This is a genomic window from Bacillus sp. JFL15 (assembly GCF_001184225.1).
Taxonomy (GTDB): domain Bacteria; phylum Bacillota; class Bacilli; order Bacillales; family Bacillaceae; genus Bacillus; species Bacillus siamensis.
In genome coordinates this window covers 2,664,850-2,690,961 of the sequence record NZ_KQ236689.1, presented here as the reverse complement: position 1 = coordinate 2,690,961, position 26,112 = coordinate 2,664,850, and the positions used below count along the sequence as shown (strand labels likewise).

At 46.8% G+C, this 26,112-nt stretch carries 27 protein-coding genes; 4 read left to right on the top strand and 23 right to left on the bottom strand.

What is annotated here, in order from left to right; translation table 11 throughout:
• The 7 genes from appB to AD710_RS13435 form a co-directional block, all read right to left on the bottom strand.
• Positions 1-951, bottom strand: coding sequence for an oligopeptide ABC transporter permease AppB (gene appB / locus AD710_RS13465; protein WP_049628254.1), 951 nt, complete (start codon positions 949-951; stop codon positions 1-3).
• Positions 952-1,026: 75 nt separating this feature from the next.
• The gene (locus tag AD710_RS13460; protein WP_049628253.1) at positions 1,027-2,655 is read right to left on the bottom strand and encodes a peptide-binding protein; all 1,629 of its coding nucleotides are present in this window, start codon (positions 2,653-2,655) and stop codon (positions 1,027-1,029) included.
• Between the two features lie 77 nt (positions 2,656-2,732).
• The gene (locus AD710_RS13455) at positions 2,733-3,722 is read right to left on the bottom strand and encodes an ABC transporter ATP-binding protein (protein ID WP_016938242.1); all 990 of its coding nucleotides are present in this window, start codon (positions 3,720-3,722) and stop codon (positions 2,733-2,735) included.
• Positions 3,719-4,705 (bottom strand): ABC transporter ATP-binding protein, encoded by a 987-nt coding sequence (locus AD710_RS13450; protein WP_016938243.1) that lies wholly within the window; start codon positions 4,703-4,705, stop codon positions 3,719-3,721. Before AD710_RS13450 ends, AD710_RS13455 begins: the two co-directional genes overlap by 4 nt.
• 172 nt (positions 4,706-4,877) lie before the next feature.
• On the bottom strand, positions 4,878-5,663 hold the full coding sequence (locus tag AD710_RS13445; protein ID WP_045925325.1) for a DUF2268 domain-containing putative Zn-dependent protease: 786 nt from the start codon (positions 5,661-5,663) through the stop codon (positions 4,878-4,880).
• A gap of 85 nt (positions 5,664-5,748) precedes the next feature.
• A complete protein-coding gene (gene fabF, locus AD710_RS13440) occupies positions 5,749-6,987 on the bottom strand; it encodes a beta-ketoacyl-ACP synthase II (RefSeq protein ID WP_049628819.1) in 1,239 nt (412 codons plus the stop codon).
• Positions 6,988-7,010: 23 nt separating this feature from the next.
• Positions 7,011-7,949 carry a beta-ketoacyl-ACP synthase III gene (locus AD710_RS13435; protein ID WP_016938246.1) on the bottom strand — a complete coding sequence of 313 codons (939 nt, stop codon included), beginning with the start codon at positions 7,947-7,949 and terminating at the stop codon, positions 7,011-7,013.
• A 165-nt stretch (positions 7,950-8,114) separates the two neighbouring features.
• On the opposite strand from AD710_RS13435, the gene AD710_RS13430 reads away from it, so the two are divergent.
• Positions 8,115-8,342, top strand: coding sequence for a hypothetical protein (locus tag AD710_RS13430; RefSeq protein WP_016938247.1), 228 nt, complete (start codon positions 8,115-8,117; stop codon positions 8,340-8,342).
• 29 nt (positions 8,343-8,371) lie between these two features.
• On the opposite strand, the gene AD710_RS13425 is transcribed toward AD710_RS13430, so the two are convergent.
• The 4 genes from AD710_RS13425 to AD710_RS13410 form a co-directional block, all read right to left on the bottom strand.
• Positions 8,372-8,563 (bottom strand): ComZ family protein, encoded by a 192-nt coding sequence (locus tag AD710_RS13425; RefSeq protein ID WP_003155061.1) that lies wholly within the window; start codon positions 8,561-8,563, stop codon positions 8,372-8,374.
• 12 nt (positions 8,564-8,575) lie between these two features.
• Complete coding sequence (locus tag AD710_RS13420) at positions 8,576-9,529, bottom strand: BMP family ABC transporter substrate-binding protein (RefSeq protein ID WP_045925324.1); 954 nt, start codon at positions 9,527-9,529, stop codon at positions 8,576-8,578.
• Positions 9,530-9,617: 88 nt separating this feature from the next.
• On the bottom strand, positions 9,618-10,184 hold the full coding sequence (locus AD710_RS13415; protein ID WP_049628252.1) for a hypothetical protein: 567 nt from the start codon (positions 10,182-10,184) through the stop codon (positions 9,618-9,620).
• 82 nt (positions 10,185-10,266) lie between these two features.
• The gene (locus AD710_RS13410) at positions 10,267-11,001 is read right to left on the bottom strand and encodes a lipase family protein (RefSeq protein WP_049628251.1); all 735 of its coding nucleotides are present in this window, start codon (positions 10,999-11,001) and stop codon (positions 10,267-10,269) included.
• 261 nt (positions 11,002-11,262) lie between these two features.
• Between AD710_RS13410 and AD710_RS13405 the strand changes: the two genes are divergently transcribed.
• A complete protein-coding gene (locus AD710_RS13405) occupies positions 11,263-11,448 on the top strand; it encodes a YjzD family protein (RefSeq protein ID WP_016938251.1) in 186 nt (61 codons plus the stop codon).
• Between the two features lie 36 nt (positions 11,449-11,484).
• On the opposite strand, the gene AD710_RS13400 is transcribed toward AD710_RS13405, so the two are convergent.
• From AD710_RS13400 to AD710_RS13355, 10 genes are all read right to left on the bottom strand, one after another.
• Positions 11,485-11,664: a YjzC family protein gene (locus AD710_RS13400; protein ID WP_016938252.1), complete on the bottom strand. Its 180-nt coding sequence runs from the start codon at positions 11,662-11,664 to the stop codon at positions 11,485-11,487.
• Between the two features lie 76 nt (positions 11,665-11,740).
• Positions 11,741-12,712, bottom strand: coding sequence for an ornithine carbamoyltransferase (gene argF, locus AD710_RS13395; protein WP_049628250.1), 972 nt, complete (start codon positions 12,710-12,712; stop codon positions 11,741-11,743).
• Positions 12,700-15,795 carry a carbamoyl-phosphate synthase (glutamine-hydrolyzing) large subunit gene (locus AD710_RS13390; protein ID WP_049628249.1) on the bottom strand — a complete coding sequence of 1,032 codons (3,096 nt, stop codon included), beginning with the start codon at positions 15,793-15,795 and terminating at the stop codon, positions 12,700-12,702. Before AD710_RS13390 ends, argF begins: the two co-directional genes overlap by 13 nt.
• Entirely contained in the window at positions 15,788-16,846 is a 1,059-nt protein-coding gene (locus tag AD710_RS13385) for a carbamoyl phosphate synthase small subunit (RefSeq protein WP_047477775.1), read from the bottom strand. The genes AD710_RS13390 and AD710_RS13385 overlap by 8 nt, the downstream gene beginning before the upstream one ends.
• 69 nt (positions 16,847-16,915) lie before the next feature.
• Positions 16,916-18,073, bottom strand: coding sequence for an acetylornithine transaminase (locus tag AD710_RS13380; RefSeq protein ID WP_049628248.1), 1,158 nt, complete (start codon positions 18,071-18,073; stop codon positions 16,916-16,918).
• On the bottom strand, positions 18,070-18,846 hold the full coding sequence (argB, locus tag AD710_RS13375) for an acetylglutamate kinase (protein ID WP_049628247.1): 777 nt from the start codon (positions 18,844-18,846) through the stop codon (positions 18,070-18,072). The genes AD710_RS13380 and argB overlap by 4 nt, the downstream gene beginning before the upstream one ends.
• Before the next feature lie 14 nt (positions 18,847-18,860).
• Complete coding sequence (gene argJ, locus AD710_RS13370; RefSeq protein ID WP_049628246.1) at positions 18,861-20,078, bottom strand: bifunctional ornithine acetyltransferase/N-acetylglutamate synthase; 1,218 nt, start codon at positions 20,076-20,078, stop codon at positions 18,861-18,863.
• A gap of 22 nt (positions 20,079-20,100) precedes the next feature.
• Positions 20,101-21,138: an N-acetyl-gamma-glutamyl-phosphate reductase gene (gene argC, locus AD710_RS13365; protein ID WP_049628245.1), complete on the bottom strand. Its 1,038-nt coding sequence runs from the start codon at positions 21,136-21,138 to the stop codon at positions 20,101-20,103.
• A 132-nt stretch (positions 21,139-21,270) separates the two neighbouring features.
• A complete protein-coding gene (locus AD710_RS13360; RefSeq protein ID WP_016938260.1) occupies positions 21,271-21,813 on the bottom strand; it encodes an MFS transporter in 543 nt (180 codons plus the stop codon).
• Positions 21,810-23,246, bottom strand: coding sequence for an FAD-binding oxidoreductase (locus AD710_RS13355; RefSeq protein WP_049628818.1), 1,437 nt, complete (start codon positions 23,244-23,246; stop codon positions 21,810-21,812). Before AD710_RS13355 ends, AD710_RS13360 begins: the two co-directional genes overlap by 4 nt.
• Positions 23,247-23,462: 216 nt before the next feature.
• On the opposite strand from AD710_RS13355, the gene fosM reads away from it, so the two are divergent.
• Complete coding sequence (fosM, locus tag AD710_RS13350) at positions 23,463-23,885, top strand: FosM family fosfomycin resistance protein (protein WP_049628244.1); 423 nt, start codon at positions 23,463-23,465, stop codon at positions 23,883-23,885.
• A 73-nt stretch (positions 23,886-23,958) separates the two neighbouring features.
• Here fosM and AD710_RS13345 read toward each other — a convergent pair whose 3' ends face one another.
• Together AD710_RS13345 and AD710_RS13340 are read right to left on the bottom strand one after the other, a co-directional pair.
• Complete coding sequence (locus AD710_RS13345; RefSeq protein WP_003155088.1) at positions 23,959-24,267, bottom strand: metal-sulfur cluster assembly factor; 309 nt, start codon at positions 24,265-24,267, stop codon at positions 23,959-23,961.
• A gap of 62 nt (positions 24,268-24,329) precedes the next feature.
• The gene (locus AD710_RS13340) at positions 24,330-25,097 is read right to left on the bottom strand and encodes a prolyl oligopeptidase family serine peptidase (protein WP_049628243.1); all 768 of its coding nucleotides are present in this window, start codon (positions 25,095-25,097) and stop codon (positions 24,330-24,332) included.
• 120 nt (positions 25,098-25,217) lie between these two features.
• On the opposite strand from AD710_RS13340, the gene AD710_RS13335 reads away from it, so the two are divergent.
• Positions 25,218-26,030 carry a Cof-type HAD-IIB family hydrolase gene (locus AD710_RS13335; protein WP_049628242.1) on the top strand — a complete coding sequence of 271 codons (813 nt, stop codon included), beginning with the start codon at positions 25,218-25,220 and terminating at the stop codon, positions 26,028-26,030.
• Positions 26,031-26,112: the final 82 nt, after the last annotated feature.

The following is a 26,112-nucleotide window of genomic DNA, read 5'->3' as shown; positions in this document are numbered from 1 at the left end:
TTAATATTCAATTCTCGGATCAACCACTGCATATAAAATATCAGCGACAAGGTTGCCGATGACCACAAGGACAGCTGAAATGACGGTCATCGCCATAATGACGGGATAATCACGCTGAAACGCTGAATCAACAAACAGCTTCCCTAACCCCGGCCAGGTAAAAATTTGTTCGACAACGACAGATCCTCCGATAAATGAGGGAATCATCAAACCGAAAATTGTAATGACGGGTAATAATGCATTCCTCAATCCATGTTTAAATAACACGCGGTTCTCTTTAAACCCTTTCGCTCTCGCCGTACGGATATAATCCTGATTTAATACATCAAGCATATTGGATCTCGTGTATCTCGTCAGTCCGGCCATGTCAGCTGTAGCTAATACGAATGCAGGCAGAATTAAATGATGAATCCGGTCAAATATATTGAATTCGGTATTCAGCGTCTCGACACCACCGGTTGGAAACCAGCCGAGATTTACTGATAACACCATAATCAAAATTAATCCAAACCAAAAGTTTGGAATAGCCAGACCTATAAACGAGGTAAATGTAATGCCATAGTCGAGCTTTGAATACGGCCGCTTTGCCGACAGAACACCGAATGGAATAGAAATCATAAGAGCTAAAATCGTTGAAACGAGCATCAGCAGGAGCGTATTGGGCATCCTTGCCATAATCAGTTCTGAAACAGGCGTTCCTTTTCTGACAATAGACGTTCCGAAATCACCCTGCACCATGTTGCCTAGCCACTTTAAATATTGAACGTACTGAGGATCATTCAGACCGTATTTCTCAATAAACTGCTCTCTGTCAGCCTGGCTGATTTTCGGGTCCATCATTAACGTCATCGGGTCTCCTGGCGCGGCTTTCATGATAACAAATGATAGAATCGTAATTCCCAATAAAATAGGAATAGACATTAAGGTTCTTCTGATAATATATGCAGCCATATACTTGTCCCCCTTTACTTTCCTTATTAAAAACAGAAGAGGGAGAAAACGCTCTCCCTCCCCTTTAAGGGAAAATTATTTTGCAAGCCACCATTTTTCGATATTATATAAATCACGTTTCGGATGGTATTTGTATCCTTCAAGATTTTCCGGCATTGCCATATGGTTGTTAGGATAATACAAGAACGTATACGGTTGATCTTCCGCAATTTTTTGATAGATCTGCTCATATTCTTTTGAATATTGCTTTCTGTCACTGATTGATTTTGCATCTTTCATGAGTTTATCAGCTTCGGCATTTTTATACCAAACATAGTTTAATCCTTTTTTAATCTGGTTTGAATGGAAGATGTCATATTGATCCGGGAATGTGGATAAACTCCATCCCATGACCATTGCATCAAAATCCCAATTCGGAGGGTTCATTTGTTCAACGAGAGCACTCCATTCAACGATTTGGGTCTTCACTTCAATTCCGATTTTTTTCAGCTGTTCTTGAACGACGACAGCGATGTCTTCACGAACTTTGTTACCTTGGTTCGTTTTAAGCGTAAACGAGAATTTCTTTCCGTCTTTATCCAAAATGCCGTCACCGTTCGTATCTTTCCAGCCGGCTTCTGCAAGCATCTGCTTCGCTTTTTTCTCATTGTACGCAAATTTCGGAACTTCTATATCTTTAGGATAGTTCCAAGATAAAGGGGATTCCGGAATGTAGGCTACTTTTCCGTCTCCGTCTAATACTTGGCTGACGATTGACTCGCGGTCAAGAGCGGTTGTCAGCGCCTGACGGACCTTTTTATCTTTAAATAATTCATTTTTTTCATTCCACCCGATGTACACATAACTTAATGCCAAATCAGTAACGATTTTCAGATTATTAAATTTTTCAGCCGTTTTGTAGTCAGTGGCGGGCACATTAAAGAAATTAATATCGCCTGCCTGCAGCTGAGCAACGGCAGCATTTGCGTCGGGAATGACTTTATACGTAACAGTATCTAAATACGGTCTTCCTTCAAAATAATCATTATTCGCTTCAAGTTTAATATATTGGCCCTGCTTCCATTCTTTAAACTTAAATGGTCCTGAACCGATTGGTTTCTTTCTGTTAAACTCATTTTCTTCTAAATCAGCAATCGGAACATTACCGAGAATGTGCTTCGGCAGAATGGCTGTGCTGTCTAACGCATTGTTGTAAAAATTACCGTCTTTATATTTCAGCTTAAACAATACTTCGTAATCGCCTTTTTTCTCTACCGATTTCAGCATTTCATATGTTGAGCCGCGTTCTCCCTTGTAATCTTTGCTTAAAGGAATACTGTACGTAAATACGACGTCGTCTGCAGTCAGTTCTTTTCCGTCATGAAACTTAACGCCTTTTTTAATTTTCACATCATATGCTAGGCCGCCGTCTAATTCTTTAATATTTTCAGCGAGTGATAATTTCACATTCAGTTTTTCATCAGTTTTCGTTAAATAGCTGTACAGCATATTTTCAATATCCGTACTTGCATCATCCGTAGAATACAGAGAGTTAAAAAGTGTGGGTTCCCCGATTGACCCAACAACCAAATCTCCGCCTTTTTGCGGTTTTCCGGCCGGTTTGGATTCGGTGTTTGTGGATTTTGAGCCGGAGCAGGCTGACAGGAAGATGGCGAGCGCCATAAAAACACTTAGCATCATCAGTGCGGTTTTACGTAATTTCATATCAATTCCCCCTTTGTGATATATATGCAGCAAACAGGTTATGTAATCCGGCATACCCCCTCTCGATGCTTGTCATTTCAGGTGTATAAATGGCAGGCGACGTAATGGCCGGGAGCGGCTTCTTCAAATGCCGGGATTTGTTCCTTACAGATCGGTTTGGCCATCGGGCACCGCGTGTGGAACACGCAGCCTTTCGGCGGGTTTGCCGGGCTCGGCAGTTCTCCTTTCAGGATGATTCGTTCCCGCTTGACGGCGTCTTTTTTTCTCGTGACGGGCACTGAAGATAACAGCGCTTGCGTATAGGGGTGAAGCGGATTGTCGTACAGCTCATGTTTATCGGTCAGCTCCATCATTTTTCCCAGATACATAACGCCGACTCTGTCACTGATATGGCGGACAACACTTAAATCATGGGATATAAACAAATAGGTCAGGTTGAATTCTTCCTGCAGTTCTTCCATCAGATTGATGACCTGAGCCTGAATGGAGACATCAAGCGCGGATACGGGTTCATCCGCAATAATCAGCTCGGGATTCAATGTTAAAGCCCGCGCAATCCCGATCCGCTGACGCTGCCCTCCGGAAAATTCATGCGGATAGCGGTTCGCAAAGCTCGGATGGAGACCGACTTTCGCCAGCAGCTCCTCTACTCTCTCGTTACGCTCGCGAATGCTGTACATATGGTGAGTCTGGAACGGTTCTTTAATAATGGAGCGCAGTGTTTTTCTCGGATTAAGCGATGCGAAGGGGTCCTGGAAGACCATCTGGATGTTTTTGCGGACGCTTTTTCTCAGCTTTTCTTCTGATAAGCCGGAAATATCCTGACCCTTAAAAAGAATCCGGCCGTCTGTCGGTTTGTATAAACGGATCATCGTCCTTCCCGCCGTTGATTTGCCGCATCCTGATTCACCGACGATGCCGAGCGTCTCGCCGCGCTTCAGTGAAAAAGAAACACCGTCGACAGCCTTTATGTCTCCGACTTTTCTTTGAAAAAAACCGGAACGGATCGGGAAATATTTTTTTACGTCTTTCAGCTCTAATATCGTTTCTTGGCTCACAGCTGTCATTTTGATTGGGCACCCTCTTCCTCATATAAAAAACACCTTACAGAACGGCCGCTTTCATGTGTTATCAGCTCAGGCTGCCCCGTTTTGCATTTGTCCATCGCCTTTGCACACCTCGGAGCGAATCGGCAGCCTTCCGGAAGATGATCCGGTGTCGGGACACTGCCTTTGATCGCTTTTAATGTATCAATCTCTCCGTCTATCACCGGTATGGAGTTTAACAGCCCTTCCGTGTACGGATGAAGGGGGTTTAAAAATAAGTCTTCCACGCTCGCGCTCTCAACGACTTGTCCGCAGTACATCACGATCACCCTGTCGGCGGCTTCGGAAACGACGCCTAAATCGTGAGTGATCAGCAGAATGGAAGTATCGAATTTTTTGCAGAGGTCTTTCATCAGCTCCAATACTTGGGCTTGTATCGTCACATCAAGCGCTGTCGTCGGTTCATCGGCTATCAGGAGCTTCGGGTTGCAGCTGAGCGCAATGGCGATCATCACCCGCTGTCTCATCCCCCCGGAAAGGCGGTGCGGATATTCTTTCATTACTTGTTCCGCTCTTGAGAATCCGACGAGCTTGAGAAGCTCAACGGCTTTATTCGCGGCTTCTTTTTTACTCATTTTTTTATGGTATTCAAGCACTTCGGTAATTTGTTCGCCGATGGTCAGCACCGGGTTTAGAGAAGTCATAGGTTCCTGAAAGATCATAGAGACGTCATTTCCGCGGATTTTGCAATATTCGTTTTCGGTGAAGGAGGCCAGGTCCCTGCCTTCCAGCTTAATCGAGCCGTCCACAATTTTCCCGCCCGAGCCTTGGACAAGTCCCATAATAGAAAGCGAGGTGATGCTTTTGCCCGAGCCGGATTCTCCTACAAGGGCGACGGTTTCGCCCTTGTTAATGTGAAAATCCACCCCGTCGACTGCGGGAATCGGCTGTTTCTTTCTGAAAAAATAGGTCTTTAAATTATTCACTTCTAATAGTGTGCTCATGATACGCCCCTTTCTCATTCCGCTGCAGCAGAGGGAAACATACGTTTCGCTATCACAAAATATAGAATAGTCAAAAATTTTATAGTTGTATATTATTACATCATTATTACAAAAGCAAGAATTTTTTAGGATAAATGTAATATCATTAAATAATTACCATTCTTTTAATCTTTTAAAGCGTTGCTTCCAGAAAGGTTTTTGAAGGGATGGCCAATGCTTCTTTTACTGTTTTTTGATGATCGGTTAAATATTTTTTTACTATATTGAATCCGACGGCATAACCAAGCATTGAGGGGAAGTATCCTTTTCCGTATAAGAGCTGTGAAAACATTCTGCTGTCTCTCGTTAATCGGAGGTTCGGCTTGACTCTTTTTTCAAACAGAAAATCAAGCTGCTCAGACGTATAGTAGGACGTCCATTCCGCCGTAAGACTTGAGCCGAACCGCTCATATACAGCATATTCTGCCAGCCCCTCCATCATGATTGTATCAAGTAATGTCTCATCTTTTTCGTCCTTTGTCACATGTTCTAACCGGCAGACGTGATTATATTCATGTGTCATAAGGGCGGAAACAGCTGAATTGGAACTATCCGACGATAAGAAGAGAAACATTTTGTCCCGGAAAGCAAGACCGGATTTTGACCCGAATTCCAGACGGATTTTCCGGTTTCGTTCATCAACGGGCAAAACAACGATCGGCACGTCCGGCCCGTTCCACTTCTCCTTTAAATAAGCTTCCTCCTTTTGGATATGGCTGTAGCTTCCTCTTTCTTTCAGCCGTTTACTGGTCCTAACGCCGTCCTTCAGATGGCGGAACATTCCGTGGTTTTGCAGCATCCCGAGTATCGGCTTCCACTCTTTCTTTTCGGCCCCTGAAAAAAGCGGCAAAAGGTGCGGGGCCAAATCATTCATGGATGCTGCCTTTTCCATCCATTTATATGTCTGCTTGACGCTCATACCGGTTCGCCTCCTCTTGTTGTTATCATATGCACGCACAAAAAAAACCGGCCGCCTTTTTCAGGCAGCCGGTCAAAAAACTGTATTATTGATATTTTTTAAAGATCAAAGTGGCATTATGTCCGCCGAAGCCGAGCGAGTTGCTGAGAACGATGTTAACATCCTGCTCGCGCGCTTTGTCCGGTACATAATCTAAATCACACTCTTCATCAGGTGTTTCGATGTTAATCGTCGGCGGGATAACGCTGTCTTTAATCGCCATGACGGAGAAGATGGCTTCAATTCCTCCGGCAGCGCCTAACAAATGGCCCGTCATTGATTTTGTCGAGCTGATGGCAAGCTTGTACGCATGATCGCCGAAAACGGTCTTAATGGCTTTTGTCTCGTATTTGTCATTGTAGTACGTGCTTGTGCCGTGAGCGTTAATGTAATCAATTTCTTCAGGCTCGATGCCCGCATCTTTGATTGCTTCTTGCATCGCTCTCGCACCGCCTTCCCCGTCTTGGGCAGGCGCGGTAATGTGGTAAGCATCACCCGTTGAGCCGTAACCGACAATTTCTCCGTAGATTTTCGCACCGCGGGCAAGCGCGTGCTCAAGCTCTTCAAGTACGACGATCCCCGCGCCTTCTCCCATGACAAAGCCGTCACGGTTTTTATCAAACGGGCGGCTTGCCGTTTTCGGATCAGGATTTGTAGAAAGGGCTTTGTTTGCGCTGAAGCCCGCAAATGACATTCTTGTCAGCGGCGCTTCCGTTCCGCCCGTAATCATCGCATCGGCATCGCCGCGCTGAATGACTTTAAACGCGTCACCGATAGAGTTTGTCCCCGTCGCACATGCCGTCACCGTACAGGAGTTAACTCCTTTTGCTCCGAGAGCGATTGAGATTTGGCCTGTCGCCATATCCGGAATCATCATCGGAACAAAGAACGGGCTGACCCGTCTCGGCCCTTTTGTCAGGAAGATTTCGAATTGGGATTCAAGCGTTTCAAGGCCGCCGATTCCGGAACCGACCCAAACGCCGACTCTTGGCGCGATCTCTTCTGTGATGTTCAGACCGGCATCTTCAACAGCCATTTTCGCGGCTACGACAGCATATTGCGTGAAGCGGTCCATTTTTCTCGCTTCTTTTTTATCCATGTAGTTTTCAATATTGAAATCTTTCAGTTCAGCAGCTACTTTCGCCGGATACTCATCCGATTCCACACGTGTGATCGGTCCGACTCCGGATACGCCGCTAATTGCATTTTTCCAGCTTGTTTCGGCGTCGTTGCCAAGCGGAGACAAGGCTCCAAGTCCTGTAACGACTACTCTTTTTTTACTCATCATGTGTGCACCTCACCTTTTTTCTATCGTCCCCAGCGCACCGCTATGGCGCCCCATGTCAATCCTCCGCCGAAACCGACCATGACGATGACATCGCCGTCTTTAATTTTACCTGCTTCCAGTTCCTCTACTAATGAAATCGGAATGGATGCTGCGGATGTGTTTCCATATTTATGGACTGTTTTAGACATCTTTTCAACCGGAAGCTCCAAACGTTCCCGTGCCGCTTCCATAATGCGGATGTTTGCCTGATGGGGAATCAAAAAGTCTACGTCCTCTTTGGAAAGACCGGCTTTTTCAATGACATTTACACTTGATTCACCCATTTGCCGGACGGCGAATTTGAATACTTCTCTTCCATGCATGATTGTATGCCCTTTTTCATCTAAGTACAAGTGCTGACCGCCTGTACCGTCTGCTCCGAGCTCAAATGACAGTATGCCTCTGTCGTCGCTGACCGGTCCGATGACAGCCGCTCCGGCCCCGTCCCCGAACAGAACAGCCGTATTGCGGTCTTCCCAGTCAGTAATGCTTGAAAGCTTTTCGACTCCGACCACAAGGACATGTTTGTATGTTTGCGATTCAATGAATTGTTTGGCGGTTACGATACCGTACATAAAACCGGCACATGCGGCGCTGATATCCATCGCGCACGCTTTTTTGGCCCCAAGCTTTTCTTGTATCATACAGGATACAGTAGGGAAAGACTGGTCGGGAGTGACCGTCGCCACGAGGATCATATCAAGCTCCTCAGCGGAAATGCCCGCCTGATCAAGCGCTTTTTGCGCAGCCTCAGCGGCCATGCCGGATGAATACATATCTTCAGCGGCAATTCTTCTTTCTTCTATACCTGTTCTCGTACGAATCCACTCGTCCGATGTATCTACCATTTGTTCAAGATCATGATTTGTCAGCACTTTTTCCGGGATGTAACGGCCGACACCAAGAATTCCAGCTTTCATAGGAAATACTCCTTTTTATAATGAATTTAAAACTAATTAGTTATGATCAATTATTAGTATCAGGTACTAATTCTACCCTATTTTTTTTCTGTTGGCAATATATTCGTCTAAACTATCGGCTCCTGATCTTCATAGTATAAAAGGAAGATGAAAGGAGGCTTTATTATGGATATTTTCACTAAAATGATGTTCGGCAATTCCGGGGACCGGGATAAAGAACCGGAAGAAAACCCGGAGCAGCCTCAGAAAGAAAACGAAGAGCAGGAGATCGATTACAATCACGTCATGAATCAGCTCGGTTCCATCATGAACTCTCTGGATCAATTAAAGCCAGTATTTAAAGACCTTGGGCTTGGATCGATGGTATCCGCTATAAAGAAAAAAATCATGTGAAAAGCCACTTCATGAAAAAGTGGCTCTCTTTATTTATTCAGCTCTCCGGCATCAGATCTGCCAAGCTCATACGCTTCCGCCATGACCGATGTAAATAGATCCATAAACGGCTGAATCATTTCCATAGACAGATCAATGCCGGATTTCTCAAGCTCCGCCTTTGCTTCCGGCAGGTATTTCATTGCGATCTGCATAAATTCAAGAGACTTTTCATGCTGCATGTGTATCCACCTCTATTCATTTGACGGCAGTTCATTTGTTCGGTTATACGTTTTTACAAGGTCTGAGATTTTGTCTTGAAATGCTTTGTCCACCAGAGGGCTGAACGTCCCCATTTCAACGACTCCTTCCCTGAAATCGAAGTCGTGATCTCCGCTCTTGAGCGTGCCGTTATTATATTGCTCGGCGATTATTGTATAGGCTTTGTCTACATTTTGCACGGTGCTTGTCAGCACCGTGTTTTTGCCCAGGTTCGATTGCTCGGCGACATAGCCGATGGCGTAAAGCCCGTCTTTTTTAATTTGCTGAATGACAGGAACATTATACCCGTCTCCGGCCGGATATACAACATCCGTGCCTTCTGCTTTTAACTTCTTATAAAGATGCAGTGCTTCATTGCCGTTATCCCAATGGTCCGTAAATTCAGTATTGACGGTGATATCGGGCTTTTCATATTTTGCTCCTTTAATAAAGCCGTCTACCTCAGGCTGCCATAAAAACGAGGCGATGACGCCGACCTCATTCGTTTTTGACATATGGGCGGCCGTCATTCCCCCAAAAAAGCCCATCGCTTCTCCCATAAGATGAACGCTTGTGACATTATCGTTTTTCGCCGTTCCGTTTGCGACGACGAATTCCATGTCGGGATAATCCTTACTGATCATATTGAAGATTTCCTCGTATTCATTTCCGTGCCCGTATAAAAGATTGACTCCTTTTTTATGCAAATCATCTATCGCTTTTAAAATATCTTCATCAGATCTGATATTTTCTTTATAATAAACGTCAACGTTAAATTCAGATTGTATCGCTAATAAACCTTTGTAACCTTTTGTGCCCCATACCAGGTCACTGATGGTATCGGGAAAAAGCATTCCGACCTTCTCAATTTTCCCTTTAAACGGAGCTTGTGCGCATCCGCTCAATAAAAGGAGGACAGAAAAGACCATGACAAGCCTGGTGATCAAGCCGTGTTCAACCCCTTTTTTACTCATAACATGTATAATTGATATACATTTATTGTAGCGGTAATGCACATAACATGGAAGGTATTTCTTAAAAATTGTCGAATGTTGATGAAAATTGTCTTTTCCACTCTTGAATTTTTTCTTCCGCTTCTGTTTTTTGCGTTTTTTCTATTATTTCCAGGGTAATAACCTGATTTTCTTCCTCTGTGCCGTCCGCCTGAAGCTTATTCATCAGACCGCAGGCTGCGTCTTCTAAAAAGACCCTGCTTTCGCCATCTTCTTTCGCTTCCGTCCACGGGCCGTAAAGCGGCGGAAGAATAATCGTTTTAACCGTGTCCCGCTGGCCGTTTTTTTCCCAGTCTCCGTGATCCTCGTTGTAAACAATCCAATATAAAGGCTCCGTTCTGTCTTCAGGCAGACATCCGCTCCCGTATTGAACGCAGATTCGATCGTATTCCTTGTCACCGATTTCATCTATGATTTGAAAAAGCCCGTTTCTCCCGAGCCACATTAAACGTTCTTCTAAATACAGCTGCCTCGTTTTGTCCTCCGGCTCATCCAAAATGACATCAACATGCACACCTTCATCCATCATCCGTTCGCATAATGAAAGGCCGAGAAATTCATCTGCTCCAATGATCAGCGCTGTCTTCATCATATATGCCGCCTTTCCGGTTTTTCATTCACGCACAAGCCAAACAGCCCTCTGAAAAGAGATGGCTGTTGTATACTATTCACTACAGGTCTTTTTCATGACTGCGGAAAAAGCGGCAGATGGCTCTGTACATCCGCGCCGGATTCTCAAGCATGTGATATGTGATATCAGTCTTGCTTCCGGTCTTTTCCCGGGCTTCTTTATATGCGTTCGCATGCAGGGTATACGGATACGGCGCTCCGGTCGTTCTTTGCCATATATGTACCGGCACGCTGGTGCGGCAGCCGGTGATGGTCTGATAGGTCAGCGAGCTTGCCTCTTTTTCAGAAACACCGAAGCTTTGAGCCGTTTCTCTCAGAAACTGCTTATAAAAAAACTTATTTTCTTTCTCTGATTCAAAATGGGCTTGAAGGTCAAGACAAGGATCTAACATTGCTGCTGAACGGATATGCTCCGGCGAAGATTGCAGCAGTTGATCGGCGATGAGAGCGCCCATGCCTTCTGCAAGCAAGTGTATCTTCGGGTTGAGGGTTTCTTGTTTCAGCACATAATGAATCAGCTGCCTGGCGTAAGCGGCGGCTTTTTCCGATCCCCAGTGCCTGCCGTATAAATTACTGTTGAAGATTGTATAACCTCTGTCACGCAGCGTATTTAACAGATGGTTTCTCCCTTCATGTTCTAGCCAAAAGCTTGAATCCCCGCTGACAAAGTGAGTTCTGTCCCCAAGAATAAAGATACAGAAGCCGTTCGGCCGATACGGCAGATGGATGACGTTCAGCTCAGATCCGAGTTGGAAAAATCTTTCCGTTATCCCCATGCCTTTCCGCCTCCTTTTACTCCTAGTTTCTCTATTGGCTATCATATGTAAGAAGAATGAAAACGGATCAGTTAAACCCCTAGTTGCTTCTATGTTTTGGCTATTATACCGGTGCGGGGACCGTATTTTCTGTCAGACGGCCGGACAGGCGGGAAAAAGTCAGTTTTAGGGCGGGGCTTTTTGATGCGAAATTGACCTTCCGCCCGCGCCTTATGTATGGTATGATACAACGTAGAATAAAATGAAGGACGAGGTGGAAACGTGCGGTTAGTTATCGGTTTTATTTGGACGTTCCTTTTAACACATATGGCCTGTTATTTGATCGCCTCCATGAACAGCGCGGCATACAACTTCAAGCAATCATCCGTTATCGCCGTGGTTATCGCGGTGCTTGTGTTTGTTCTTGCGGAAGTCATGCCTGTCAAACAGGATGCAAGCCAGCATTAATTAAAAAAACCTGCTATTCAGCAGGTTTTTTTCTGTTCACGGTTTTCGTTGATATGTCCATAATCTGTTGTGATTTGAAGTCTCAGGAAACATTTCTCCCGCTGTAAGCTTGATTTTTTGCGGATTTTTGACCATACTTCCCGTTTCTCCGATTTCAACGTACACACCGTTATTCGGCGCTTTTTGTCCCGGTCGGAATTGATGCTGCTGTCCCACGTCATTTCCTCCTTTTTCTTTTTCATGTAGTATGCGCTTGTATACGGGAAAATATTAAAAAACCGCTGAATGAGGCTCAGCGGTTTTTTTGTTCATCCTGTTTGTAAAGAAGAGCTTTCAAGAGCGCTTTTTGCGCGTGAAGCCGGTTTTCCGCCTGCTGGAATACCGCAGAGTTCGGGCCGTCAATTATCTCGGACGTGACCTCTTCCTCCCGATGCGCGGGCAGACAGTGCAAAAAGGTATAGTCAGGCTTGGCGAGACTGACGAGTGAGGCGTTGACTTGGTACGGTGCAAACACGTTCAGCCGCTGCTGCATCTCTTCTTCCTGCCCCATGCTCGTAAAGACGTCGGAGTAAATCACGTCTGCATCCCGCACCGCTTCCCGCGGATTTTCGGTAAGGATGATCTCCGCTCCGGAAACAGCCGCAGCTTCTTTTGCGGCATTTACCGCCTCTTCCTCTACTTCATAGCCTTTCGGCGAAGCAATCGCAATGTCACAGCCCATTTTTGCGCAGCCGATCATAAGTGAATGCGCCACATTATTTCCGTCTCCGATATAGGCGACTTTTACTCCTTTCAGCTCTCCTTTTATTTCTTGTATCGTTAACAGATCCGCGAGTGCCTGACACGGGTGGTACCGGTCGGTCAGCCCGTTTATGACGGGAATGTGTGCATGCTCGGCAAGTTCTTCGACTTTTTCATGCTCAAAGGTGCGGATCATAATGGCATCAACGAATCCGGACAGCACCTTCGCCGTATCCGCGACCGTCTCTCCCCGTCCAAGCTGCAGGTCGCTGCTTGAAAGGAATAGTCCTGTTCCTCCGAGCTGAGCCATGCCCGCTTCAAACGATACACGCGTGCGGGTTGAAGATTTTTCAAAAATCATCGCCAATGTTTTTCCTTGAAAAATCGGCTGTATCGGATGCTGTTTTAATAATGAAGCTTCTGTCAGAAGCCCGTTAATGTCAGAAGGGCTGAAATCCTTCAAGGAAAGAAAATCTTTGCCGTACAAATGGGTTAAAGTATGTTCCGCTTTTACTGTGTGCATGATGCCACATCCTTTTGATAAAGATCTTTAAGCGATACAGGCTGAGGTTTGCCGGAGCCGCTTGCTAAAAATGCCTTTGCGGTTTCCGGTTCAGTAAAGACCGTCACGCCATGCGTCATGGCTTCAATCCGCTGTTTGCGCGCTTCTTCAGAATGATTGAAATTAATATGGACCGCTTTATCCTTCCGATCCGCCCAGGCCTCAAAAGAGTCTTTGCACACGGTGAATCCCGCCGCTTGAGCCTGCCGTGCCAGTTCCTCATCTCCGCCTTCCAGATAGACGCTTCCTTTTTTCTCCCAGACATGCGCGTAGATTTTTTTCAGGGCGCTTTCTGCGTCAAACGCGACACACATCCCTTCTCCTGTCGACTTCATTTCCGGTCCCGGCTTTACGTCAACATCCTGAATGGCGTGAGAAGAAAATACCGGGAATTTCACAGCCGTTCCATGCTGATTTTGAACCTCGGGGTTGAGGTCTTTAAGGGAAGCGCCGGCCAGCAGTCTGGCGGCAAGCGGGATCATCGGCACTCCCATCACCTTAGATACGACAGGAACCGTGCGGCTTGCCCGCGGATTCACTTCAAGAACGAGAATATCCCCTTTGTCATCAATGACAAACTGAATGTTCATAATGCCTTTGAAACCCAGTTTTACCGCAATTTTTTCGGCAGCCTTTTTTATTTCCCGCTGCATATCAAGTGTGACGGATGGACCCGGCAGAATCGCAAAACTGTCGCCCGAATGGACGCCGGCCCGTTCAATGTGTTCTGTATAAGTCGGAACGAATACTTCATGTCCGTCGGAAATCAGATCAATCTCCAATTCTTTTCCTGTAATGTATTGGTCGATCAAAATCGGATACGGCATGCCCGCTTCTTTTTCCAGCAGGTCTGACAGCTGCGCTTCTGAATCCACGATGATCATGCCCATCCCCCCGATGACATAAGACGGACGGATCAGCACGGGATACCCGATGCGGCTTGCTTTTTCCGCGGCTTCTTCTTTCGTATAAGCCGTTTCCCCTTCGGCATGTTTCAGATCAAGCTCATCAAGCAGCCGATAAAACAGATCCCGATCCTCCAGCGCATCCAGGGTTCTAAAGGATGTTCCGAGCAGCTGAACACCCGCTTTTTCCAGTGATTCAGCGGCATTGATAGCGGTCTGTCCCCCAAACTGGACGATGGCAAAATCAATGTTTTCATGTTCCGCCACGTTTAAAATATGCTCTGCTGTCAGCGGTTCAAAATAGAGCCTGTCGGCAATTTCGTAATCGGTGCTTACCGTTTCCGGATTGTTATTGATCATAATCGTTTCATAGCCCAGCTTTTGCAGGGTCAGGACGCCGTGGACTGCGCTGTAGTCAAATTCCACTCCCTGACCGATACGGATCGGGCCTGATCCTATAATGAGCGCCCGTTTTTTCTCTTTTCGGCTGATATCTCCGTCGCTTTCTCCGAGATAGGTGGAGTAGAAATAATTGGTCTTGGCATCAAATTCAGCGGCGCATGTATCTACGATTTTAAACGACGGGACGATATCTGCTTTCTTTCTGAGAGCGCGGATGTCTTCTTCCGTTTTTCCCGTAAGAGACGCGATCATGACGTCCGTGAAGCCTTTTACCTTCGCCTGCTTTAAAAGCGGGACAGACAGATGATCTCCTTCTTCCATCAGCTTGTTTTCCAATGTGATGATGTTTTGGAATACATGAAGGAAAAACGGGTCAATTTTCGTTTTAGAATGAATGTCTTCTATCGTTACACCGCGGCTTAACAGTTCCATGACGACGAAGAATCTCCGGTCATCGGGCGTTACCGCTAATTCCCACAGCTGATTGACCGTAAAGCCGCCGAGTTCGGGAAGGCGGGTGCCGATCGTTTTCAGCTCAAGGGAGGCCGCCGCTTTTTGAATGGCTGCTTCCATGTTTCTTTCAATCGCCATGACCTCTCCCGTCGCTTTCATCTTCGTTCCGAGTGTGCGGTCGGCATGTTTAAATTTATCAAACGGCCAGCGCGGGAACTTGACGATGACATAATCCAGCGCCGGTTCAAAGCTTGCATAAGTAGAGCCCGTCAGCGGATTTTTCAGTTCATCAAGCGTATAGCCGACGGCAAGTTTCGCCGCCATTTTGGCAATCGGATAGCCGGTCGCTTTTGATGCGAGAGCTGAAGAGCGGCTGACACGCGGGTTCACTTCAATGACATAGTACTGTTTGCTGAACGGATCCAGCGCAAATTGAATGTTGCAGCCGCCGACCACATCCAGTGCTGAAATAATCGCCAAACTTGCCGAACGGAGCATCTGATATTCTTCATCTGTTAACGTCTGGGACGGCGCGACTACGATCGAGTCTCCTGTATGCACGCCGACGGGATCAATGTTTTCCATGTTGCAGACGGTGATGCATGTATGATTTCTGTCACGCATGACCTCATATTCGATTTCTTTAAAACCGGCGATGCTTTTTTCGACGAGGCATTGGCTGATCGGGCTTGCCAACAGTGCCTGTTTAATCAGCGTTTGAAACGCTTCTTTCGTTTTCGCGATTCCGCCTCCCTTTCCGCCTAACGTATACGCCGGTCTCAGAATAACCGGAAATCCGATAGACTCAGCGAAGCGGAGGGCATCTTCTTCGTTGTCGACGATTTCGCTTTCCGGAACGGGCTGATCGAGCTCTTTCATCAGAGCCCGGAACCGCTCCCGGTCTTCGCCTTTTTGAATGGTCTCCACTGATGTTCCTAAAAGCTTAACATGATGCTTCTTCAGCACGCCTGCTTCTTCAAGCTTAACGGCTAAATTCAATGCCGTCTGGCCACCCAAATTGGCAAGGAGGCCGTCCGGTTTTTCTTTTTCAATGATGGCTTCGATGCTTTCAGTCGTGAGCGGTTCAAAATAAATTTCATCGGCAAACGCCTCATCCGTCATAATCGTTGCCGGGTTGTTGTTGACGAGAATAACACGGTATCCTTCTTCTTTCAGAGCCATGCATCCCTGCGTTCCTGAATAATCAAATTCAGCCGCCTGGCCGATGATGATCGGGCCTGAGCCGATGACTAATATGCTGGAAATGGTTGTATCTTTAGGCATGAGCGATTTCTCTCCTTGCTGGTATCACTTTCTCTAGAAATTCATCAAATATCCACTCGCTCTCAGCCGGTCCGGGATGAGCTTCAGGGTGGAACTGTACGCTTATTACGGGAAGGCGGTTGTGAATGAGTCCTTCCACTGATGTGTCATTGACATGATGGAATCTGATCGACAGCTCATTTTGGTCAATTGATGCTTCATCGACGACGTAGCTGTGGTTCTGGCTTGTCATAAACACCCGTTTCGTTTTCCGGTCAATAACGGGATGGTTGGCTCCCCTGTGCCCGAACGGCAGTTTATACGTATTCCCTCCGAAAGCGAGGGCAATCAGCTGATGTCCGAGACAAATGCCGAGTGCGGGGAAAGCATTCAGTAAAGCCTTAATCCGGTCCATGTACGGAGCAATCGCTTTCGGGTCCCCAGGTCCGTTTGAAAGCACGATTCCGTCAGGCCGAATATCATAAACGGCGTTCATCTGGTGATACGGAACGACTGTTACTTTACAGCCGCGCTTTACAAGCGACGAAGCGATTGATTTTTTATAGCCGAAATCAATCAGCGCAATATGCCGGTCTCCGTCTCCCATAGAGGTGATCTCTTCGGCCTGCGCCAGCTCAGCCGGGTTTTCTGTTCCGGATGCCGCCGGAACTTCTCCTGTTGTTGACACGGCAGCATTCATCGTGCCGCCGGAGCGGATGGTTTTGACGACGGCCCGTGTGTCCACTTCGGTTAAAAGCGGGATGTTCCATTTATTTAAATACTCTCTCAAACTTGAGACTGCTTCATGGTGAGAAAAATGTTCACACGCTTCATACACGACAACGGCCTTGACTTGAGGAATCTTACTCTCAAGGTCTTTTTCATTAATTCCGTAGTTTCCGATCAGCGGATACGTAAAAACAATGATCTGGCCCTTATATGACGGGTCCGTAAGCACTTCCTGATAACCCGTCATTCCGGTGAAAAAAACCGCTTCGCCAACACAGCATGCTTCTTTTTCAAGATCACCGCCGAATGATGTTCCGTCTTCCAATACTAAATAGCCTTTCATCTAAAGCCCACCTCTTGATGAATAATTAATTAAAAACATGAATTTTTATACTCTTATAGCGAAAAAAAATTATCGTTTCACTGCGGTATGCGCTTCTATCGCTGCTTTCAGCATACTGACGGCCGAGAGCATTTCCTCTTCAGAAACCGTAAGCGGCGGGAGCAGTCTGATGACATTCGGTCCGGCCGGAAGCACGAGAAGTCCTCGTTCCTGCAGGTCTCCGATAATGCCGGAAACGGAACCTGCGCATTCAATGCCGATTAATAGCCCTTTTCCGCGGATATCTTTTACAAAAGGCACTGTCAGCTCACTTTTCAGCCGGTCTTTTAAAAAAGAGCCTTTGCCGGCCGCAGCCTTGAGAAAGTCCGGCTGAAACACAATGTCCAAGGTTGCATTCACGGCTGCCATGGCAAGCTTATTGCCGCCGAAAGTCGTACCATGCGTACCCGGCGTGAAGGCTTCGCCAAGCTTCTTTTTGCCGATCACGGCGCCGACGGGAAAACCGTTTCCAAGCCCTTTCGCAACGGTGATGATGTCCGGAGAGATGCCGAAATGCTCATAGCCGAATGCTTTCCCCGTCCGGCCGATTCCGGTTTGAATCTCGTCTATGATAACCAGCGCCTGTCTGTCTTTGCAAAACGTCTGTAAGGCTGCGATGAATTCCGGATCGGCGGGATGGACTCCCCCTTCTCCCTGCACCGTCTCAAGCATGACGGCGGCGATATCATCCTCTTTTGAAAGCGTGCTGAATGCTGACGGATCATTAAACGGAAGATAGTGAAATCCTTGGAGCATCGGTCCGAAACCGCTTTTGATTTTGTCTTGTCCGGTGGCGGCCATTCCCGCATATGTCCGTCCGTGAAAGGATTGCCGGAATGACACGATTTTTGTTTTTCCTGTTGCTTTACGGGCAAGCTTAATGGCGCCTTCATTCGCTTCCGCTCCGCTGTTACAGAAGAAAACAAGTTCCCCCGCGCTATGTTCGGCAAGCTTTGCCGCGGCTTTTTCCTGAAGGTCATTTTCAAACAGATTGGAAACGTGCCATACGCTGTCAAGCTGTTCTTTGACCGCTTCTGTCACCGCATTATGACAATGGCCGAGATTGGAAACGGCGATGCCCTGAATAAAATCCAGATACGTTTTTCCGTTTTCATCCTCTGCGATTGTCCCTTTCGCTTTTTTGATATCAATAGGCCAGCGGCTGTAGGTTTGAAATAAGCTGCTCATGACACGCTCTCCTTTTCCTTGACGATTTTTGTTCCTTGGAAGGCTTGATCGGTGAAAAAAGCTCCTTTTCCGTTTACGATCATGACTTCCGCGACATCTTCACTCAGTGCCGATAATGCCGACTTCACCTTCGGAATCATCCCTCCCGAAATGACGCCGCCATCGATGAGAGTCTGAATCTCCCGCGGCGTCAAAGTATCCAACCGGTTCTCTCCATCCATAATTCCTTCGACATCCGTGACAAATAAAAGTTTATCGGCTTGTAAGGCTGAAGCGACGGCCGAAGCCGCTGCGTCTGCGTTGACGTTCAGCGTTTCGAAATCACTTGTCATGGAAAGCGGAGCGATAACGGGAATGATGCCTTCTTTCATTAGTGCTTGAATAATGGTCGGATCGGTTTTTTGGATTTCACCGACTTCTCCGTATTTGTCTTGATCAAGATAGGATGCTTGAAGGAGACCGCCGTCCTTGCCTGAGATTCCCGCAGCTTTCAGCCCGTTTTTCGCGAGTTCGGTTACGAAAAATTTATTGACCGTTCCTGACAAGACCATTTCGGCTGTTTCCAGCACCGGTTTGGTCGTTTTCCGCTGCCCATCGACAAATTCCGTTTCAATTTGCAATGTTTTCAGCATTTGTGAAATTTCCGGACCGCCGCCATGCACGACGGCAATGTTCCAGCCCGATTGCATAAGCTCTTTTACATTTTGAAAAAAAGCGGCGGATAACTCGCGGATCACGCTGCCGCCGCACTTAAAAACAATGGTTTTCTTCATGCCGCTCCCCTTTGTTATGTGCGATAGCTCGCATTGATTTTGATATAGTCATAGGTTAAATCACAGCCCCATGCCCGGCCGCTGCCGGCGCCTTCTTGCAGGCGGACTGCGATCGTAATTTCATCACCTGATAAGTACTCCTTGGCGTCAGTCTCTGAAAACGGCTGAGGTTCGTTGTGTTTAAACAGACACTGACCGCCGAGGAAAACTTCCACTTGTTCGGCCGTTACGCTTGCCGCACTGTGACCGATTGCGCCGACGATGCGACCCCAGTTGGCATCAGTGCCGTAAACGGCGGTTTTCACAAGGCTTGAACCGACGATTTTTTTGGCGATGATATTCGCTTCAAGATTATTTTTCGCGCCTTCGACTTTGGCTTCAATTAATTTCGTCGCTCCTTCACCGTCTCTGGCAATATCTTTGGCAAGGTCTTCGCATACAAGCTTCAGCCCTTTTTTAAAAGCCGGCCAGTCGGAATGCTGCTCCGTCAGGCAATCATTCCCGGCGCAGCCATTCGCCATCACGAGCACCATGTCATTCGTCGATGTTTCTCCGTCAACGGTAATTTGGTTAAATGAAACATCCGTGATCTCTCTGAGCGCGTTTTTGAGCGCCTGTTCTTCCACGGCCGCATCCGTTGTGACAAAGCCGAGCATTGTCGCCATGTTGGGGTGGATCATGCCGGAGCCTTTCGCCGCTCCGCCGATCGTGATGATGTCTCCGCCGATCACCAGTTTATAACACGTCTGTTTCGTCACTGTATCCGTCGTCAAAATGGCTTCTTCAAAAGCTCCGGACACTGCAGGCGCCTGACCGAGCTGCTCAATGCCCGCCTGAATTTTATCCATGTCTAACAGCTCGCCGATCACCCCGGTTGATGAAACCGCAACAAGCTCCGGCTCGATCCCGAGCTGGCTTGCGAATCCGTCCCGCATTTCATAAGCGTCCTTTAAACCTTGGTCTCCCGTACAGGCGTTGGCAATCGCGCTGTTGACAATAACAGCCTGAAGCACGGCCTCTTTTTTCAAGCTCTCTTGCGTCACTTTCAAGGGTGCTGCCTGAAAATGGCTCTGCGTATATACCGCTGCACTGACTGCAGGCGTCTCGCTGATAATCGCCCCGAGATCTTTTTTTGAATACCGCAGCCCGCAGTGGACGCCCTTTGCCTCAAACCCTTTCGGCGAAGATACGCCGCCTTTGATTTTCGTGATTTTCTCACTCAGCTGAATCATATTTTTGAATCCCTCTTTCGTTCTATGGATAGACTGGCGTCATCATAAGTCCCGTTTCTTCCTGCCAGCCATTCATGATATTTAAATTTTGAACCGCCTGCCCGGCGGCGCCTTTCATCAGATTATCTATGACAGAAACGATGGTCACGCGGTTTGTTCGTTCATCCACAGTGACGCTGATGTCACAAAAGTTGCTGCCGTACACTTCTTTCGTCGCCGGGAATTCACCTTCCGGCCTGATTCTGACAAAATATGAATCTTTGTAAAATTCGGAATAAAACTCTCTTAATTGTGCAGAAGACATTCCCGGAGGGGCGTCGGTATACATCGTCGCCATAATGCCTCTTGTCATCGGCGCCAAATGAGCGGAAAACGTGATCGGACCTGTGCCGGGCTGCCATGCCGCCAATTGCTGTTCAATTTCCGGAGTGTGCTGATGCTCATTAACCTTATAAATTTTGAAATTATCATTCAGCTCAGAATAATGAGTGCCCATGGAAGCTTTTCGGCCGGCGCCGGATATGCCTGTCTTCGCATCAACAATCAGAAATGAATCTTGTAAAAGCTTATTTTTCGCCAGCGGAGCGAGCCCGAGAAGCACAGCCGTCGGAAAACACCCCGGATTGGCAATCAGCTTTGCATTCTGAATTTCTTCTTTTTGCAGTTCGGCTAAACCGTAAACCGCGTTTTGAATTGTTTCTTCCGGAGCGGCCTGCCGCTTATACCACTTTTCATACACGGCCGGGTTTTGAATCCGCAGATCGCCGGAAAGATCAATGACCGGAATGCCTGCCTCCGCCAGCTTCGGCGACCACTCCCCGGAAACGCCGGGCGGCGCGGCTATGAACATCACATCAATTTCGTTGCGAATCGTTTCTATATGAAGCGGCTGAAGTGATTGCGGCGCTATATTTCTCAAATGCGGATATGAAGCATCATATGCCTTTCCTTCATCGCTCGATGAATATAATATACAATTATCTGTATAAGGGTGATGGTTAAGAATCCTGACAAGTTCGGCGCCTCCATAGCCAGTTGCGCCTATAATACCAATTTTCAACGGGTTCACCTTCTTGGTTTTTGTGAAATTATTTAACATTATAACATGAATAAAAATTAATTCAATTGTATATTTAATATTTTTTATTCATTTTCCATCTGTTTTTGCCGACAAAAAAACAGGCTGATTCAATCAGCCTGTTTTCTTCAGCATCATCAGCCCGCTTATAAAAAACAGCACAGAGCTTGCGTAAAAAATAATGTGAACCGTAAAGAAGTCAGCGAGAAAGCCGCCCAGAATGATGGCGGCAGCAGAAAATACGGCCGTCCAAAAATGGTAGCTGCCGACTTTTTTCCCCCGCTCCCCGCCGTCGGTGTAATCGGCGATCACTATTTTTTCGCCGTGTTTTTGCATGGCGCCGAACAGGCCCAAAAGCACCTGTACAACATAAACCTGGTGCACGCCGGTGATGTGCGGGAGCGTCAGGAGAAGCACCGCCATGCCCCACGAATTCGCCATAAGGAACCAGCGGGGATCAAGTCTTGCCGACAGCCGGCCGAGCAGCGGATGGATCAAAGCGCCGCTCAGGCCGAACAAGCCGTATGAGAGACCGAATTGCGTGTAGCTGGAACCGATGTTTTTAATAAATAAAATATAAAAAGGAAAGATCAGGCTGCCGGCAAAAAAGACACTGCTCTGAGACAGGATCAGCCATTTTAAATGATTGTGTTTCATGATTTGTACCTCTGATAAAAATAATTCATAAACAAGTCATCCGGATCATACTTGCGCTTTTTCTGAAAGAACATGTCGGTCTTCGGATACGCCTCGCGCATCTGCTCTTTCGTTTGGTACAGCATATACGGCAGATAATAGCTGCCGCCGTGGCGCAATGCCGTGTCCGTCATTTTTCTGACGATCCGCGCCGCACTCGCCTGGCTGTCTTTTGAAAATCCTTCATTGATTAATAGAACGAGCGAAAACATATCATCCTTTGCATATGATAGGTCGGCTTTTTCATTTTTTTGCACGTAGCGGATCGTAATATTTACGAGATTGAGATCTTCGTGTGACAGCGCCGTGCGCAAATCATGAATGTACGGCGCAAATTCGCCGACAGGCACGAAGTATTCCTGAAGCACGTCGGTGTTGTCCGTGTTTTCATATTCCAAAAATTTCGACTCTGACCTCATGACATTATTCCTGGAGATTTTCACGCCGTTTTGGCTGAGAAAATAAGACTGCTGGGCCGACCAGAGCCAATTTCTTCCCCAGTCATACCGGCGGGAGAGGCCGAGCGCGAATTTCGTCAGCCCCGGATGCTCATCTTCTTTCAGGTCATTGTGCTGCTTTAATTCATTCTGATTGTCTGAGAGCGTGTAATCAGTCACATACATATCGCGCAAAAAGCCTTTATCCCCTGTAGCAATCCGCGCAAGATGCATGCGCACGGCAGGATTGTGCTGTACATGCCGGGTAAAATATCGACTGTATGTATCAGCGTTCATGCGTTTCGTTTTCATTTCGTATAGCTCATCATCTGTCAGCTCAATATCTGCGTCAAGAATCACACCGAACAGGCCGTACCCGCCGATGACGGCTGAAAACAGGTCATCTTTCGGGGTGACCGTAACGATTTTGCCGTCCGCCTTTAAAAGATGAAACGATTTAACCGTATCAATCAGCGAGCCGTACCGGATATCCCGGCCGTGAGCGTTGGCGCTCAGTGAGCCGCCGATCGTAAAAATGTTTTGCGACTGCATGACCTTTACCGCGAGCCCGTACGGATTGACATACCGCTGAATATCATTCCACGTGGCCCCCGCCTGCACTCTGATGATTTTTTTCTTTCGGTCGAGACCGAGTATTTTGTTGTATCCCGTCATGTCGAGAACGATACCGTCTTCATAATACGTCTGGCCGCCCATTGAGTGCTGGGCGCCTGCGATCGAAATCTTCAGATGCTTTCTCTTTGCTTCCTTAATCGTTTCGACCAATGTTTCTTTCTCTTTTCCTTTGACCGTCTGCTTAATTTTCACCGGCATGAGACGGCTGACATCCGTCATTGTTTCCGCCTGCTGATGCCGCTCTTTGTGGAAGACAGAAACAGCGAACAGCGCCGTATAAACAAGGATGCTAAGGATAATGAGAAGTATTTTTTTCTTCATATGTTCCTCCCTCGCGTGCAGCCGGTCTATTATATCACGACTTCCGCCCTCTTTTTTCCTTTTTATCCCGATACCGAAAAAAAACCCCGAATGCTGGAACACTCGGAGTTTTTTAGTGATTTGCCCTTTTTTCCGCACGCCGGCCTGCTATGGCCAGCCGAAAATTTTTGGTATATCATCTTTATATATTATAAACATGTTAAATGAGGTGGGAACGTGAACATAAAAGGAATCAATCATCTTCTTTTTTCTGTTTCAAATTTGGAAAAATCCATAGAATTTTATGAAAAAGTATTTCATGCACAACTCCTGGTTAAAGGGCAAAAAACAGCATATTTTGATCTGAATGGGCTTTGGCTTGCGCTGAACTTAGAAGAAGATATTCCAAGAAATGAAATACATAAATCCTACACACATACGGCTTTTTCAATTGATCCAAGCGATTTTGATGCAATACAACAAAGGCTGGAAAATCTAAATGTAAATATATTAAACGGACGGCCCAGAGATCAGCAGGATCAAAAATCAATTTATTTTACTGATCCCGATGGACATAAATTTGAATTCCATACAGGCACACTCCAAGACAGATTGTCTTATTACAAAAAAGATAAACCCCATATGACGTTTTATATATAAAGGTTTTATGCAGACAAAAGAAAAGCACCTCCAAACTTTAGGGTGTACCTAAAATCCGGGGTGCATTTTCTTATTACTGAATCCCTAATGCGATTTTCGCGTAGCGTGACATTTTGTCTCTCGTCCACGGCGGATTCCAGACGATGTGAACCTCCGTCTCTTTTACATCCGGAATGTCAGCGAGCGCTTTTTTCACCTCGTCGACGATGATCGGAGCGAGCGGGCACCCCATTGATGTCAGTGTCATTGTAACGTGCGTCAGGCCGTCGTCATCCATATCGACGTCGTATACGAGGCCGAGGTTGACGATATCGACGCCGAGCTCAGGGTCAACGACCTGCTCCAAGGCGCCCATGATGTTTTCTTTTAATGCTTCTTCCACGTTCCATCACTCCTTTTTCCTCAGTATAACGTAAAAACGGCTTTTGTTAACACCTTTGTGCTTTATAAATGCTTATCGAACCAGGCGACTGTTTCTAAAACGGCGTATCTCGGGACTTTATGATCAGCCCGTTCGTCTTTCAGAAACTGAAGATGGTCAGGCCGGCTGCTGTAATGAGGTTTAATCGTTTCATAAAAGCCGCGGGTCGGTGCATACGGAACGACTTTGTCTTGAACGCCGTGCCAGAACAGCAGCGGGCGGCTGCGGAGTTTTTCCGGTTCCAGACTGAGATCGAACTGTTTGAGCCGCGCAAACAGTTCATCGACCTGTTCTTTTGTGACGTCAATGTCGATATTCTGCTTTTGAATGTGGTCAATCTGCTGCTGAAAAAATGCCGTGTAGTTCGGGCTTCCCATCAGACTGACCCCTGCTTTGACCCAATCATACGCAGCCATCGCGCCGAATGTCGTTATCCCGCCCATTGACGTGCCCGCAAGACCGATCCGCCCGTCTTCAATCAGACCGCGCGTTTCAAAATCCTTTTTCAGCACGTCAAGCTCCTCGATTTCATTTAATACAATGTCCCAAAAATGGACAGCGAGCTCTTCCGCTGACAGCTGTTCAGCGCGTTCACCGTGGTAAAGAGCTTCCGGCAGCACGGCTCTGAAGCCCTTTTCAGCAAGCAGGTAAGCGAAATGAAGATTATGTTCCTTCGCGCTTGTAAAACCGTGAATAAAGAAAACAAGGGGAGCGGGACGGTCCCGATTTTCTTCTTTTACAATATGTAAAAACGGAATGCCTGATACGGTTTGATGATCAATAAGAATCACGTTGACTCCCTCCTTAGGATAACCATAATCATAAGTGTAACATGTAGACAATAAAGATGGTAAAAAGCTACACTGTACATAAGATAAAAACAGCAAATCATATGACAAAAGGAGTTATTTATGGAGACAAAACCTTATCTCATCGCCTTAGATCTGGATGGAACTTTATTAAAAGATGATAAAACCATTTCCCCTGAAACGGCACGGACGATTCAGACGCTGAAAGAAGCGGGCCATCATGTCTGCATCTCAACCGGCCGCCCTTTCCGTTCCAGTTCAATGTATTATGACGAGCTTGGGCTGACAACACCGATTGTCAATTTTAACGGGGCGTTTGTCCACCATCCGAAAGACGAGTCATGGGGACGCTACCATACGTCTTTATCTGTCGATGTGGTCAGACAGCTTGCCGAACTTACAGAAACCTATCAAATACATAATGTGCTCGCTGAGGTCATTGATGATGTGTATTTTCATTATCATGATGAGCATTTAATCGAGGCGTTTCATATGAACACGGCGAATGTCACGTTCGGTGATCTGCGTGAAACGGTCAAAGAGGATGTGACGTCCGTATTGATTCACGCGAAGGAAGAGGACGTAGCGGACATACGCGCTCATTTATCCGATGTGCACGCCGAGGTCATTGACCACAGAAGATGGGCAGCTCCGTGGCATGTGATTGAAATTATTAAACACGGGATGAATAAAGCGGTCGGATTGAAGAAAATCAGCGACTATTACCAAGTGCCGAGAGAACGGATCATCGCGTTCGGCGACGAAGACAACGATCTTGAAATGCTCCGGTTCGCCGGGTGCGGCGTCGCGATGGGAAACGGCACGGATGAAGTCAAACAGGCTGCTGACCGCGTCACGGGTTCAAATGAAGCGAACGGAATCGCCAGGTTTTTAAAATCCTATTTCTCCCTATGAGATTTTCCCGCTCATAACCCGAAGCCTTCCGCCCATACTAAAACAGACGACTCATCTCGTCTAAATATGGAAGGGGGACATT